This is a genomic window from Pseudochrobactrum saccharolyticum (assembly GCF_008801715.1).
GTDB lineage: Bacteria > Pseudomonadota > Alphaproteobacteria > Rhizobiales > Rhizobiaceae > Pseudochrobactrum > Pseudochrobactrum saccharolyticum.
The window spans coordinates 121,453-135,700 of record NZ_VZPG01000002.1 but is presented as its reverse complement, the minus strand read 5'-3'; the positions used below and the strand labels follow the sequence as shown (position 1 = coordinate 135,700).

The following is a 14,248-nucleotide window of genomic DNA, read 5'->3' as shown; positions in this document are numbered from 1 at the left end:
GGACGTAATCCGCTCCGGTAAAAATTCACAGGCAATTTTAGCAGGCTTTGCAGCGTAAAATTGTTTTCAACCTGATGAACCCTTCCAAGCCATTCATCTCTGAGCCCTGACCTGAACCCTGATCCGGTGTTAAACCAGACCAACAGCGTGGTAGTGAACAGCAAATACGTCAAAGACAAGATGAATTTACTGTTTTTAACTCTTTATTCATTTCTGTGACGCTTTTGACGCAGCCCTCACAGAATTTACGGCTGCGCCTGAACATTGTTGCGCAACGTATAATATTTATCCACTGCATGGGAAATCCGCTCCACCGCACGTTTGCGCCATGAAGCATCTTTCAGCAGTTTTTCATCGTCTTTATTCGACAAGTAGCCTATTTCGACGAGAACCGAAGGAACATCCGGTGCACGCAACACCTGAAATCCGGCAAAACGATGAGGATTATTAATCAGATTAACCTTGCCCTGCAGAGATTTAACCAGCCCGTCAGCAAAATTCAGCGAAAAAGAATGGGTTTCACGCTGGGTCAGCTCCATGAGAATATCATGAACGACCGGCGCTTCTTCACTGTAAATACCCGCACTGGCATCAGAATTATTCTCGCGCTCTGCCATAGCTCTGGCCACATCATCCGATGCCTTGTCAGACAATGTATAGACCGTTGCACCACGGATATCCTTATGACGGATCGTATCGGCATGAAGCGAGATAAACAGATCCGCCTCATGCTGGCGCGCCAGACGCACCCGCTCTCCGAGCCGCAGGAAAGTATCATCCTCACGGGTCATGAGAACATTGATATTCTTGTTCTTCATGAGTTCATCACGAAGCTCGCGCCCGAAAGCAAGCGTCACATTCTTTTCCAATGTGCCGCTCACACTTTCCGCGCCGCTGTCGATGCCGCCATGTCCGGGATCAATCATCACAGTAAACTGGTGGCTTGAACCAAGCGTATCGCTGATGGCAGGAGATGCCCCGCCAGTGTCCGCATTTAATGAGGCCGTAGTCACTTTCTGATCGGCAAGAGCCTGTGCAAATTCACGGTCAGAACTGGCGACAATATCGGCCACCATACGATAGCCGGACGAAGATTCGTTTTTTACAACTTCCAGCTTTTCAACTTTGAAAGGCCCTTTGGCATTGAGAATCAATCGCGACCGCGTCTGCGCAATCAGTCCGTAGCGCACTTCAGAAATCAGACCGCGCGGCGTCAGTGATTCCTTGTCAAAACCGAAACTGGTTTCCGGCAGATCGATCACAAGGCGATGCGGGCGCTCCAGAAGATGCGTCTCTACATTCGGCTCATTGTCAAACATAACCACGATACGGCTGCGCAGATCATCACCGGCCATTTTGAAGGTCAGTGCAGAGAGTTCAGACTTACCGCCCTGCGCTGCAAATGCAGAATTTATCGGTATTATTGCCACAAAAGCCGAAAGCAGCGCTTGCCGCCGCAAAAACTTGCGAAAAGCCGGTTTTAAAGAAAAAAGATTGGCTGTCAGAATTCGTAAAAACATCGTCTCGATCAAATTATTGCAAAGCTGAGATTCGTTCAGATCCTGCACATAGTTTGCAATCCCCTGCCCGCAAATCAGCATTTACGAACACCCACCCGTGCTCGGGCATTATGATTGCCTTTGCGGCAGTTCGGTGACGTCTGAGCAGTTTCATTTCTCCTGTTTCAGAAAAACCACACCGCCTCACCCGCTCTTACCGGATGCTGCAACCGCCCGTAACACAGATATGCTAGAGCTTTATCGTTAATGAAGCCTTTGCAAGTTTCATCAAATCTGTCTCTGCATCCGGCATTCATGATTACAAAATTTCAATGCCATTTCCCGTCGCAACCGGCAACTGACAAAGCTGCGTGCACAAATCACGCATGAAATAAAGCCGGCTTAGATTCCGCCCGCCGTATCTTCACTTAAATCCCGTGTCAGCGACATCAGAAAATCATTCTAAAACATTGAGATAAATGTCGAAATTATAAAATTCATGCCTGATTAGTTTGAACGGAGTGTGACGCATTATTATATTCTGCTTGTCAGAGGGGCGATCAGGTCCTAAAAGCATTATCAGGTTACAGATCCGCCATCGGAATCATTCTCTGTCCAGCGTCCGGTTAACACCCGCGGACAGGCTCTTATCGTGGCAGATCAGCTCAGAACCTGACGTTACAACCGTCAGAAAACTGCAGAACGGCCGTTTGTGATAACTCTCATTTGAAAGATTATCCGGCGGCTCAGCGTAACTGAACAAGGATTCAGCACTGGCACGGTTCCCCCGGCCACTGCTCATAAAGACTGCGGACTATGTGAGAAATCATAATCGGCAATCTGTTATCTGCGGCATCACGCGTTGTAAGAAACGCAGTTTACAATGCCGTAACACTTTTGAATTGCTGCATATTTTATCCTTTGGGATTTATGCGGCACTATAATCGGCCTGTTTATCAGGTCTTTCGAGGTCGTTTCGATCGGAACCGCTATGGGTCACGCAGACTTGACCATTGCCAGCCTGAAAATCGCGATTGCCGCAAGGCATCAGCGCGTGAAGACTGTACTCTGCGTTCCGGCGAACCTTAATTTATCCGGCAACCGCGAATATATACGAACCGGCGCTCCCGAAGCGTCTCCGGTTCCTCTTGATTTGCGTTTTTCCGCCGGAAGGAAAAACACTTATGTCGAACAAAATGCTTATCGATGCCTCCCACCCGGAGGAAACGCGCGTCGTAGTGGTGCGCGGTAACAAGATCGAAGAATTCGATTTTGAATCTGAGCATAAGAAGCAGTTAAAAGGCAATGTATATCTGGCACGCGTAACCCGCGTTGAGCCGTCATTGCAGGCTGCTTTTGTGGAATATGGCGGCAACCGCCATGGCTTCCTCGCCTTTTCCGAAATTCATCCGGACTATTACCAGATTCCGGAAGCTGACCGTAAAGCGCTGCTGGAAGCAGAAGCCCGTGCAGCACGTGATGAAGATGATGAAGAGCGTGAAGAAGCACCACGCCGCAATCGCCGCGGTCACAATGACCGTCGCGGCTCCGGTCGTCACCGTCAACATAACAACAGCAGAGATCATGCTGCGGCACCGGCTGTACCGGCACCTGAATTTGTCGGTGATTTCGCCGTTGAAGCGCAGGAAGCCTATGCACAGGCATTGCTCAATGCCGCTCAGGAACAGGCAAATGACGATGCGGATGATAATGCATCCGTCATGGCTGCTTCTTCCGACCAGCCGGTAATCCGTGAAAAAGCTCCGCGCAAACAGCACGCATCAGACAGTGACGACGATGACGATCACGATGATGAAGATGATCAGGTTGAATCGGTCGGCGCTGAAGATGCAATGGAAGAACTGCCGGGCAGCAACCGTGCGCATCGCAAGCACTACAAGATTCAGGAAGTTATCAAGCGCCGCCAGATTATTCTGGTGCAGGTGGTTAAAGAAGAGCGCGGCAATAAAGGCGCAGCTCTCACAACCTATCTGTCGCTGGCAGGCCGTTATTCTGTACTGATGCCGAATACTGCACGCGGTGGCGGTATTTCACGCAAAATCACCAATATTCAGGATCGCAAGCGCCTGAAAGATATCGTCAAGGAACTCGAAGTGCCGCAGGGCATGGGTGTGATCCTGCGTACAGCCGGTGCCAACCGCACCAAAGCAGAAGTGCGTCGTGACTATGAATATCTGATGCGCATGTGGGATAATGTCCGCCAGCTGACCATGCAGTCGCAGGCACCTGCCCTCGTCTATGAAGAAGGCAATCTCATCAAGCGTTCGATCCGCGATCTTTATAACAAGGATATCACGGATATTCTGGTTGCCGGTGAAGCCGGTTACCGCGAAGCCAAAGATTTCATGCGGATGCTGATGCCGACCCATGCGCGCGTCGTCCAGCCTTACCGTGAAACCACGCCGATTTTTGCTCGCAACGGTATTGAAGCCCAGCTTGACCGGATGCTGCATCCGCAGGTCACGCTGAAATCCGGCGGCTATATCATCATCAACCAGACTGAAGCTCTGGTAGCGGTTGACGTCAACTCCGGCCGTTCAACCCGTGAAAATTCAATTGAAGAAACTGCATTGCAGACCAATCTGGAAGCCGCAGAAGAAGTTGCGCGCCAGCTGCGTCTGCGCGACCTTGCCGGTCTGGTTGTGGTTGACTTCATTGATATGGAAGAAAAGCGCAACAATCGTGCCGTTGAAAAACGCATGAAAGATTGCCTGAAAGATGATCGCGCCCGTATTCAGGTTGGCCGTATTTCGCATTTCGGTCTTCTGGAAATGTCGCGTCAGCGTATCCGTGCATCGGTTCTCGAAAGCACCATGCAGCCTTGCCCGCATTGCGCAGGCACAGGTCTGATCCGCTCGGATTCCTCAATGGCGCTTTATGTCATCCGCTCGATTGAAGAATTCCTGCAGCGCAATTCGCAGAACAATATTACTGTTCGCGCACCGCAGGCCACAGCACTTTATGTGCTGAACCACAAGCGCCACCTGCTTGCAGAAATGGAAAGCCGTTTCGGCCTGACAATTGAACTGCAGATTGATGAAACCGTTGGTCATCAGCATCTGGCGATTGATAAGGGCACACCGGCTGCCGGTCCTGTTAATCCGGTTCCGCAGACAATCCAGTTCATGCCTTATGATGAGGAAAATGATCCGGAAATCATCGATGTGGAAGATGATGCGGAAACTGAAGCAACATCAGGCGATGAAGATAACGCACGCGACGATAATAATGACGACCGCAAGCGCAGCCGTCGCCGCCGTCGTCGTCGCGGTGCCCGTGAACGCGATAATTCGGAAACACAGGGCGAAGCCGCTTCGGATGAAGATGAAGGCGATGATGCAGACGCAGATGACGCACCTTCCCAGTCGGAAGAAGACCGTCGCAAGAAGCGTCGTCGTGGCCGTCGTGGCGGACGTAAAAACCGTCGTGGTGAATATGACAATGACAACCGCATGCCTGCGGTGGAATTTGTCGGCTTCAGCCGCGATGAAGCTGTCACCCGTCTGACTGCCTATAAACAGGCTGTGAAAAAAGCTGCGGCTCCTCTGCCTTCACCGGAATTCGTGGGCTTTAACCCACAGGTGAAATCAGCGGCTCCGGCTGCGGCCCTGACACAGGATGCTCCGGCCAAGACTGAAGCAGCCCCGCAGACTGAGGCAAAGTCCGAGAAGAAGACAGCAAAACCTGCCCGTAAACGCCCTGCGAAGCCACGCGGTGCAAAAGCAACGGCTGAAACCGCTGCGGAAACTGTGACTGAAGTGACAGAACCTGCCGGTGAACCGGTTGTTGCAGAAGCAGTGGTTGCGGAAGCTGAAACTGTGAGTGATGAGGCTCCGGCCAAAACCACACGCAAAAAAGCTGCAGAAAAACCTGCTAAGCCTGCCCGCAAGCCGCGCGCTAAAAAAGCAGCGGAACCGGTTGCAGAAACACAGGCTGAAGTTGCTGAAGCCGTTATTGTGACTGAAGTGGCAGAACCAGCTGCGGAACAGCAAGTAGAAAAGCCTGCCCGTAAACGCAGCAGCACACAGGAAGCATCCAAGCCGGTTGTGACCTCGCAGATCAGTCAGGCTGAAAAGCAGGAAGAACCGGCAGAGCAGCCAAAACGCGGCGGTTGGTGGCAGAAAAAAGGCTTCTTTTAAGCCCTGCCGATAAAACCCATAGAATATAAAAGCCGCCGGAATTTCCGGCGGCTTTTTTTATTTCGTATACATACTAAATTTCAAATTTGTACAAAAAGAGGACTGACCTCAGAGCCAGCCTTCCAACCGGCGCATTGCTTCACGCATTTCATCAGCTGTGCCCGCATAGGAGAAGCGCATTGTACGGTGACCTTCCAGCGGGTCAAAATCCAGCCCCGGTGTAGCGGCCACATTAATCTCGGCAATCATTTTGCGGGCAAATGCCATGCTGTCATTGGTAAAGCGGGACACATCACAATAGGCATAGAATGCACCATCCATCGGTGCGGCCAGTGTCAGCCCCATTTTCGGCAGATGTTCACCGAGGATAGAACGGTTCAGCGCATAACGCTGCTTGATAATATCCAGCTCATCCGTTGCCTTAAAAGCCTCAATCGCCGCAATCTGTGACAGTTCCGGTGCAGAAATATACAGGCTTTGCGCAATACGCTCATTCGGGCGCACTGCCTCTTCCGGCAGCACCATCCAGCCGATACGCCAGCCGGTCATGCAATAATATTTGGAGAAAGAATTAATCACCGTCACACTCTCATCAAAGGCCAGCGCAGTCTGGTCAGGACGGTCATAGGTCAGGCGATGATAAATCTCATCGGAGATCACACGAATATTGCGTTCGCGAGCTGCCTCCAGAATGGCTTTCAGCTCATCATCTTCAATGATTGCGCCGGTCGGATTGGCAGGACTGGCGAAAAGCACACCTTTCAGCGGCTTTTCCTCATGGGCAGCAATCAGGCTTTCAGCAGTCAGATTGGCGCTTGCACCGTCACCGGTGCCGATTTCAACAACTTCAACGCCAAGCGCTTTCAGAATATTGCGATAGGCCGGATAACCCGGACGGGTAATCGCCACACGGTCACCGGCATCAAAATAGGTCAGGAAGGCCAAATTGAACGCGGCCGATGAGCCGGTCGTCACGGCAATGCGCTGCGGGCTGACTTCAACGCCATATTGCTCAGCATAATGAGCAGCAATGGCCTCGCGCAGACCGATCAGGCCAAGCGCATCCGTATAACCGATTTTGCCGTCAATCAGGGCTTTTTGCGCAGCTTCACGCACACGGAGCGGTGCCGGATCAGCAGGCTGACCAACCGCCATGGAGATCATCGGTGCGCCGTTAGCGCGGCGCCGGTTCGCTTCAGCGAGCACATCCATGGCATGAAACGGATCAACTTCACTCCGGTAGGAAAAAACTCTCACTTCTCTGCCCTCAAAAAACACCTGCCCTGCCGCTTTATGAAAAACAGCCTGCAGAACCGGTTAAGCTTTAAACACCGGATGTTCCATAGCCCGAACTGCACAGTGCAACAACAGCATAACAATCACAAAATATTAGCTATAAAACAGCAAAACGAGCCGAAACTTTAAACTTCTTAAGCCTGACTTCAGTTCAGGTCATAAAAAAGGCCTGAAATATCATGAAATAAACTGTGGTTCACAACTGCGGATTCCTGACGGAATATATCATTCTGTTTTTCGCATCCTGTAAGCTAGAACAGCATTATAAATAGTGCAGCTGATTCACACCTGATGCATGTCCCTGTCCAAACTGACCTGTTTGGATACATCATGCGGTAAATGAAAGTGTCCGGAGCGAATGCGATACCGTGCTACCGCTCTTGATCGTTTTTAAAACAGGATTTTATTGATGGCCGAAACCGCACCTCTTTATACAGCCCCTGCGCCGCAACCGGCAGCACCGGCGCCGGTTCCCGTCAGCAACAGGCTGCACCGCCCTCTTTCCCTGATGATTTCCGCCGCTATTCTGGCCAGCTCCGCAGTCACTGCCTCGGCGCAGTCGCGCTCAGTACCGGTCGTGCGTGATGCAGAAATTGAAGCCCTCATCACAGATTACACGACCCCAATTCTCAATGCCGCAGGTCTTGGTAAAAAGCGTATCGGTACAATTCTGGTCAATAGCCCGAGCTTCAACGCTTTTGTCGACGGACGGCGTATCTTTATCAATACCGGTACCCTGCTGCAGTCTGAAACCCCAAATGAGATTATCGGTGTTATCGCTCACGAAACCGGCCATCTTGCCGGCGGCCATCAGGATCGTCTGCGCGAACAGCTCAAACAGGCCAAAACCATGGCTGTTATCGGCACATTACTCGGCCTTGGTGCGGGGATTGCCGGTGCAGCCACCCGTAACAGCGCCATTGCCGGTGCCGGTGGCGGTATTGCTGCGGGCGGCGGTGAAATCGCCATGCGCAGCCTGCTGTCCTATCAGCGCACGGAAGAAGCAGCAGCTGACCGCTCGGCAATCAATTATCTGAATAAAACCGGCCAGTCAGCCAAAGGCATGCTGACAACATTCGAGCGCTTTGCCAGCGCCTTGTCGATCAGCGGCACACAGGTTGATGCCTATCGTATCAGCCACCCGTTGCCGCGTGACCGTATTGCCAATCTGACGACTCTGGCTCATCAAAGCCCGTATTTTGAGAAAAAAGACCCGGAAGCCCTGCAGCTTCGTCATGATATGGCACGGGCAAAAATCGCGGCCTATTCCGGCGGCCTCGGCTCTCTGCAACGCATGTTCCGCAACAATCCGCGTGGCGTAGGCGCACGTTACGGTGATGCAATTTACACATTCCTCAATGGCAATCCCCGTAATGCCATTCCAAAAATCGATGCATTAATCAAAGAACAGCCAAAAAACCCTTATTTCCGCGAAATAAAGGGCGAAATGCTGCTGAAAGCCAATAATCCGGCCGGTGCTGCTGCCGAGTTCAAACAGGCTGCCGCGCTTGATCCGCGCAAATCCAGCCTGATCCGTATGAGCTATGGCCGCGCTTTGATGCTAACCGGCAATAAAGCCAATATGGAAGCAGCTATCCGTGAGCTGAAAGCAGGTATGGTACGTGATCCGGAATTTTCGGAAGGTTACGGCTATCTGGCACAGGCCTATGGCCAGTCCGGACAGATGGGGCTTTCGGACCTCGCAACTGCGGATCAGCATTATTATGCAGGCCGTATCAATGAGGCCAAGATTTTCGCAACCCGTGCGCAGACACGCCTGAAATCCGGTTCGCCGGACTGGCTGCGGGCGCAGGACATCATCAATACCAAGACCAAAAAGAAATAAATCACGGTACCAATATCGGTTTTCCGGAACAGAACTTCACATTTCGCCAGTATGGCGGACTACCACCATTAACCCGAACGACAAGGCCGGTTTATCCGGAGTGATCCTATGACCATTCATTTCAAGCGCCGTTTAGCTACCACTGTTTTCGGCGCAGCTGCTCTGGTTTCTGCCGTTGCAGCTTCCCATGCACAAGAAGCAAAGCCGCTCGATAAAGCTGCCGTTGAGAAAATCGTCCGCGAATATCTGATCGCCAATCCGGAAGTGATGCTTGAAGTGCAGGACGCTCTGGAAGAAAAACAGGCTGCATCAGCCCGTGACAGCCAGTCCAAGATTATTGCAGAAAATCATGATTCGATTTTCAACGATGCCAATGATGCCGTTTACGGCAATCCGAAAGGCGATGTGACCATCGTTGAATTCTACGATTACAATTGCGGCTATTGCAAACGCGCAATGCCGGATATGCAGGCGCTGCTCAAAGCCGACCCGAATGTTCGCTTTGTCCTGAAAGAGTTCCCGATTCTCGGACCGGATTCCATGCGCACCCATCTGGTTGCACAGGCATTCAAGCGTCTGATGCCTGAAAAATACATGGAATTGCACGAAGCGCTGATGAAAGAGCCGAAAAGCTCTACCGAAGAGAGCGCAATGAAGATTGCTACTTCTTTGGGCGCTGATGAAGCGAAACTGCGTGAACTGATGAAAAGCAAAGAGGTCGTGACCTCCTTCCAGAGCGCTTATAATGTTGCTCAGGCGCTGAATATTTCCGGCACACCGTCTTATATTATCGGTAATGAGCTGGTTCCGGGCGCTGTCGGTCTGGAAACATTGTCTGAAAAAATCGCTGAACAGCGTCAATCAAACACCGGCAACAAATAAAATTCATAATTTTATCTATAAAATTTGAATTTAGTGCCGGAAAATGCAGTTAAAGCCTGTACGGATACAATTTACAGGCTTTAACCGCAAAGCATTCCCCATTATATGGGAAGAGTTAAAGACTTCAGACAAGCTGAATTCATACGAATAACGGAATCGTAAAGCGACACCACACCCGATGGCACAAGTGATTTTCATTCTGAACGGCCCGAACCTGAATATGCTGGGTAAAAGAGAACCGGCAATTTACGGCTCGACGACCCTTGATGATATTCACGTAAACTGCCGCAAAGAAGCTGAAAAGCTGGGCGTGGAAATTGACTTCCGTCAGTCTAATCACGAAGGCGATCTGGTCACATGGATTCAGGAAGCCGGTGAGAAAGGCGCGCAGGTTCTGATTAACCCTGCAGCCTATACACACACATCTATTGCGCTGCTTGATGCCATTCGCGCAGCTCAGGTGACAGTGGTTGAGGTTCACCTCTCAAATATTCACGCCCGTGAAGAGTTCCGCCACAAATCCTTCGTTTCTCCGGTTGCCAAAGCTGTACTGTGCGGCTTCGGTGCGGAAGGTTATTTGATGGGTCTGCGGGCTCTCGCCGGTTATCAGCATAATCGCGAAAGTTGACCGGATTTTCAGAGTGGATTATGCCACGCATACCTAACCAGCATAATGTACCCTGACCGTCAGGCATATGCTAAAAGCAGTTAAGGCAAAAACGGGAACCGGTTTTCCGTTCAAAACTGCGAAAATAAAAATGGGAGCCTATTCCGATCTGCCTTAACCGGATCGGAATAGGCTCTGAAGAAACAACAATATATATCAGCGGTAAAGGGGCCAGACCCATGACGAACAAAAGCTCCGGTATCGATCAGGCGATCATTCGCGATCTCGCGAACATCCTCAAAGATACCGATCTGACAGAAATTGAAGTTGAACAGGACGACCTGCGCATTCGCGTTTCGCGCAATATCACTGTTCAGGCTGCAGCACCTCAGCAATATTTTGCCCCTGCTGCCGCAGCACCGGTTGCTGCCGCTGCGCCTGCTCCGGCTGCAGAAGCACCGAAAGCTGCTGACAAATCCAAAAATGCCGTGCCTTCGCCAATGGTTGGTACCGCCTATCTCGCACCGGCACCAGGTGCCAAGCAGTTCGTAGAAGTCGGCCAGAGCGTTAAAGAAGGCCAGACAGTTCTCATCATCGAAGCGATGAAAACCATGAACCAGATTGCTGCTCCGCGTGCAGGTACAGTGACTGCTATTCTGGTCAGCGACAGCCAGCCAGTTGAATTCGGCGAACCTCTTATCGTCATCGAATAAGATCTTTCACAGATCACGGCTGTATTTTCAAACATACAGCCATCGCTGACCAATTTGAATTAATGCATAGTCTGCCTCAGACTATGCCTGAGGCAGGAGCTCCGATGTTTCAAAAAATCCTCATAGCCAATCGCGGCGAAATTGCCCTGCGGGTGCTGCGCGCCTGTAAGGAGCTTGGCATCAAGACTGTTGCCGTTCACTCCACTGCCGATGCCGATGCCATGCATGTGCGTCTCGCAGATGAAAGCGTATGTATCGGACCACCATCATCGCGCGACAGCTATCTGAATATTCACCAGATCGTTGCCGCCTGCGAAATCACCGGTGCTGATGCAATCCATCCGGGTTACGGCTTCCTCTCCGAGAATGCCAAATTCGCTGAAATTCTTGAAGCTCACGATATTACCTTTATTGGCCCGACCGCTGCGCATATCCGCATCATGGGCGATAAGATCGAAGCCAAGAAGACTGCAAAACGCCTCGGCATTCCGGTTGTTCCGGGGTCTGACGGCGGGGTTGCCAGTGAACAGGATGCAATTCGTATTGCTTCCGAAATCGGCTATCCGGTCATCATCAAGGCTTCCTCCGGTGGCGGCGGCCGCGGGATGAAGGTTGCCAAATCGGCAGAAGATATCTCGGTTGCCTATAATACTGCACGCTCGGAAGCAGCTGCTGCATTCGGTGATGATGCTGTTTACATCGAGAAATATCTCGAAAAGCCGCGTCACATTGAAGTTCAGATCGTTGGCGATGGTGCAGGCAAAGCTGTGCATCTGGGTGAACGTGACTGCTCGCTGCAGCGCCGTCACCAGAAGGTCTGGGAAGAAGCCAATTCCCCTGCCCTGAATTCCGAAGCCCGTGACAAGATCGGTATGATCTGCGCCAATGCGGTTGCAGAACTGGGCTATCGCGGTGCCGGTACAATCGAATTCCTTTATGAAAACGGCGAGTTCTATTTCATCGAAATGAACACCCGTCTTCAGGTGGAACACACGATTACCGAAGCGATCACCGGTATTGATCTGGTTCATGAACAGATCCGTATTGCCGCCGGTCTTGGCCTGTCGGTCAAGCAGGACGATGTACGTTTCTCCGGTCATGCGATTGAATGTCGTATCAATGCGGAAAACGCACGCACATTCACACCGTCACCGGGCACGATTAAGCATTATCACACACCGGGTGGTCTGGGCATTCGTGTCGATTCCGGCGTCTATAGCGGCTATAAAATCCCGCCATATTACGACAGCATGATCGGCAAACTGATTGTGCATGGCCGTAACCGCGTGGAATGCCTGATGCGTCTGCGTCGTGCGCTGGATGAATTCGTCGTTGACGGCGTTGATACAACCCTGCCGCTTTTCCAGGATTTGATTGCCAATCCGGATATCGCCAATGGCGATTATGATATCCATTGGCTTGAAAAATATCTGGAAAAGAAAAACGCATCGGGTCAGTAACTCCGGTGGCGGGACGCAAATCCCCTCCGCCTCAAAATTTAAGCCCGGAGCTTTTGCTCCGGGCTTACGCCTCCGGCATTTTCCCTATGTCAGAAAGTGCTGATGATCCGGAAATATTCTGGGTACGACCGGAACAACGCGGCATTATCCCGCTCGATAAGTTCCACATTTCCCGCAGCCTGCAAAAAACACTGAAGCGCTCGCCGTTCGAGATCAGCTATGACACCGCCTTTGAACAGGTGCTGGAAGGCTGTGCGATCAGGCGGGATCCCAATGCCGGTACATGGATCAATCAGACGATCCGTGACGGCTATATTGCCCTGCACAAAGCTGGACACTGCCATTCTGTTGAAGCATGGCAGGACGGGCAACTTGTCGGTGGTCTTTATGGTGTGTCGCTGGGTGGCGCATTCTTTGGTGAAAGCATGTTCAGCCATGTCACCGATGCTTCCAAGGTCTGCCTCGTGCATCTGGTGGAGCGGTTGCGTGCACATGGTTTCAAACTGCTGGACACGCAGTTTACTACAGGGCATTTACAGCGTTTTGGCGCTGTTGAAATTCCTGCAAAGGATTATGAAGATATGTTGCTGCCAGCGATTTTAACGCCTGCGCAGTTCTGAAACTGCCAAACCTTATTGCGGCGCAGGAATGTCTGACGTCTGCTTGCAGTCTTTCAGCCAGATATCATAAACCGGATGATCCACAGCATTCAGACCCGGACTATCGGCAAACATCCAGCCGGAGAAGATGCGGCGGATTTTACGATCCAGTGTGATTTCATCCACCTGCACAAAGCTGTCGGTACGCGGCGCTTCATTATCCGAGCGGCTGTAGCAAACCTTCGGTGTTACCTGTAACGCACCGAATTGCACTGTCTCATTGATATAAACGTCAAAAGTTGTGATCCGGCCGGTGATCTTGTCCAGACCGGAAAATTCCGCAACTTTATTGGAAATACGCTCGGCACGTGCCTCAGATGCTACGCCCAGACCGGCAAGTGCCAGCCCTGCAACCAGCAGAAATGTTGTTCCAAAAGATCGTCCGGAAGAAACATTCATACACATTCTGCCTTTGGTACTGGTTGCATAAACGGATGCGGAGAAAACACCCGCCGGAAAATTAGCCTGTTCTTTACGGCATTTGTGAGAAAAAGACTCGCCGGACAGGGTTTTCCCCAATCCAGAGCGGCAGACAGCTGCACCGGACGTCAATTTAGGGGAAAGATAAAGGCGGCACAGCTGAAAAACCATGCCGCCTGTCAAATCTATCAGGACTGAAACTTAATTCGGTGTCCATGCATCATAGTCGCCGCCCACTTTAGGACGCTGACCGGATGCGGAGATCGCACCCTGCGGGCGATAAGCATAAGGCGTACCGGTCAGGTTCTGCTGGTGCGGCTTCTGCCATTCGCGCGGCTGATAGTTTTCTTCAGTCGGCGGCGTGTCGGTGCGGTGATGCATCCAGCCATGCCAGCCGGCAGGAATAGCGCTGGCTTCGCTATAGCCGTTGAAGATAACCCAACGACGGGTGCGACCTTCAGAATCCTTACCACCGGTATAATAAACATTACCGAACTCATCTTCACCAACGCGCTTACCTTTGCGCCATGTATGAAGACGGGTGCCGATAGTTTGGCTGTTCCACCAGGTAAAAACCTGAATAATAAATTTTTTCATAGCACTTCCGGATCCTGAACTATCCTGACCATAAAGGCACAGGATCATGCAGATTATTCCCTGCTTATGCCCTTATCTGAGGCGCGTCGCAAGGGTCAAGTTGCCGCTG

At 51.4% G+C, this 14,248-nt stretch carries 12 protein-coding genes; 8 read left to right on the top strand and 4 right to left on the bottom strand.

The features are described 5' to 3' along the window. Nucleotides 1–245: 245 nt before the first annotated feature. Nucleotides 246–1,520 carry an N-acetylmuramoyl-L-alanine amidase gene (locus tag F7P81_RS07215; protein ID WP_151159050.1) on the bottom strand — a complete coding sequence of 425 codons (1,275 nt, stop codon included), beginning with the start codon at nt 1,518–1,520 and terminating at the stop codon, nt 246–248. Between F7P81_RS07215 and F7P81_RS17030 the strand changes: the two genes are divergently transcribed. Next, nucleotides 1,403–1,657, top strand: a complete 255-nt coding sequence (locus tag F7P81_RS17030; RefSeq protein WP_170265222.1) for a hypothetical protein — start codon at nt 1,403–1,405, stop codon at nt 1,655–1,657. The two genes, F7P81_RS07215 and F7P81_RS17030, sit on opposite strands and share 118 nt — an antisense overlap. Before the next feature lie 1,026 nt (nt 1,658–2,683). Further along, nucleotides 2,684–5,659 carry a ribonuclease E/G gene (locus tag F7P81_RS07210; RefSeq protein ID WP_151159049.1) on the top strand — a complete coding sequence of 992 codons (2,976 nt, stop codon included), beginning with the start codon at nt 2,684–2,686 and terminating at the stop codon, nt 5,657–5,659. Nucleotides 5,660–5,767: 108 nt separating this feature from the next. Here F7P81_RS07210 and F7P81_RS07205 read toward each other — a convergent pair whose 3' ends face one another. Next, nucleotides 5,768–6,871: a pyridoxal phosphate-dependent aminotransferase gene (locus F7P81_RS07205; protein WP_151159357.1), complete on the bottom strand. Its 1,104-nt coding sequence runs from the start codon at nt 6,869–6,871 to the stop codon at nt 5,768–5,770. Between the two features lie 592 nt (nt 6,872–7,463). On the opposite strand from F7P81_RS07205, the gene F7P81_RS07200 reads away from it, so the two are divergent. From F7P81_RS07200 to aat, 6 genes are all read left to right on the top strand, one after another. Next, a complete protein-coding gene (locus F7P81_RS07200) occupies nt 7,464–8,801 on the top strand; it encodes a M48 family metalloprotease (RefSeq protein WP_151159356.1) in 1,338 nt (445 codons plus the stop codon). A gap of 108 nt (nt 8,802–8,909) precedes the next feature. Then, the gene (locus F7P81_RS07195; RefSeq protein ID WP_022711458.1) at nt 8,910–9,683 is read left to right on the top strand and encodes a DsbA family protein; all 774 of its coding nucleotides are present in this window, start codon (nt 8,910–8,912) and stop codon (nt 9,681–9,683) included. A gap of 178 nt (nt 9,684–9,861) precedes the next feature. Continuing rightward, complete coding sequence (gene aroQ, locus F7P81_RS07190) at nt 9,862–10,311, top strand: type II 3-dehydroquinate dehydratase (protein WP_022711459.1); 450 nt, start codon at nt 9,862–9,864, stop codon at nt 10,309–10,311. A 218-nt stretch (nt 10,312–10,529) separates the two neighbouring features. Next, a complete protein-coding gene (gene accB / locus F7P81_RS07185; protein ID WP_022711460.1) occupies nt 10,530–11,003 on the top strand; it encodes an acetyl-CoA carboxylase biotin carboxyl carrier protein in 474 nt (157 codons plus the stop codon). 104 nt (nt 11,004–11,107) lie between these two features. Further along, a complete protein-coding gene (accC, locus tag F7P81_RS07180) occupies nt 11,108–12,463 on the top strand; it encodes an acetyl-CoA carboxylase biotin carboxylase subunit (protein ID WP_022711461.1) in 1,356 nt (451 codons plus the stop codon). Between the two features lie 5 nt (nt 12,464–12,468). Continuing rightward, a complete protein-coding gene (gene aat, locus F7P81_RS07175) occupies nt 12,469–13,083 on the top strand; it encodes a leucyl/phenylalanyl-tRNA--protein transferase (RefSeq protein ID WP_022711462.1) in 615 nt (204 codons plus the stop codon). 12 nt (nt 13,084–13,095) lie between these two features. On the opposite strand, the gene F7P81_RS07170 is transcribed toward aat, so the two are convergent. Further along, a complete protein-coding gene (locus tag F7P81_RS07170) occupies nt 13,096–13,521 on the bottom strand; it encodes a DUF2155 domain-containing protein (RefSeq protein WP_051139045.1) in 426 nt (141 codons plus the stop codon). Between the two features lie 222 nt (nt 13,522–13,743). Continuing rightward, nucleotides 13,744–14,139 carry an NADH:ubiquinone oxidoreductase subunit NDUFA12 gene (locus F7P81_RS07165; protein WP_022711464.1) on the bottom strand — a complete coding sequence of 132 codons (396 nt, stop codon included), beginning with the start codon at nt 14,137–14,139 and terminating at the stop codon, nt 13,744–13,746. Between the last annotated feature and the right edge of the window lie 109 nt (nt 14,140–14,248).

Coding starts and splice junctions, on each gene's coding strand:
- F7P81_RS17030 (WP_170265222.1), top strand. CDS start 1,403: ATGCAGAATTTATCGGTATTATTGCCACAAAAGCCGAAAGCAGCGCTT.
- F7P81_RS07215 (WP_151159050.1), bottom strand. CDS start 1,520: ATGTTTTTACGAATTCTGACAGCCAATCTTTTTTCTTTAAAACCGGCT.
- F7P81_RS07210 (WP_151159049.1), top strand. CDS start 2,684: ATGTCGAACAAAATGCTTATCGATGCCTCCCACCCGGAGGAAACGCGC.
- F7P81_RS07205 (WP_151159357.1), bottom strand. CDS start 6,871: ATGGATGTGCTCGCTGAAGCGAACCGGCGCCGCGCTAACGGCGCACCG.
- F7P81_RS07200 (WP_151159356.1), top strand. CDS start 7,464: ATGATTTCCGCCGCTATTCTGGCCAGCTCCGCAGTCACTGCCTCGGCG.
- F7P81_RS07195 (WP_022711458.1), top strand. CDS start 8,910: ATGACCATTCATTTCAAGCGCCGTTTAGCTACCACTGTTTTCGGCGCA.
- aroQ (WP_022711459.1), top strand. CDS start 9,862: ATGGCACAAGTGATTTTCATTCTGAACGGCCCGAACCTGAATATGCTG.
- accB (WP_022711460.1), top strand. CDS start 10,530: ATGACGAACAAAAGCTCCGGTATCGATCAGGCGATCATTCGCGATCTC.
- accC (WP_022711461.1), top strand. CDS start 11,108: ATGTTTCAAAAAATCCTCATAGCCAATCGCGGCGAAATTGCCCTGCGG.
- F7P81_RS07170 (WP_051139045.1), bottom strand. CDS start 13,521: ATGAATGTTTCTTCCGGACGATCTTTTGGAACAACATTTCTGCTGGTT.
- F7P81_RS07165 (WP_022711464.1), bottom strand. CDS start 14,139: ATGAAAAAATTTATTATTCAGGTTTTTACCTGGTGGAACAGCCAAACT.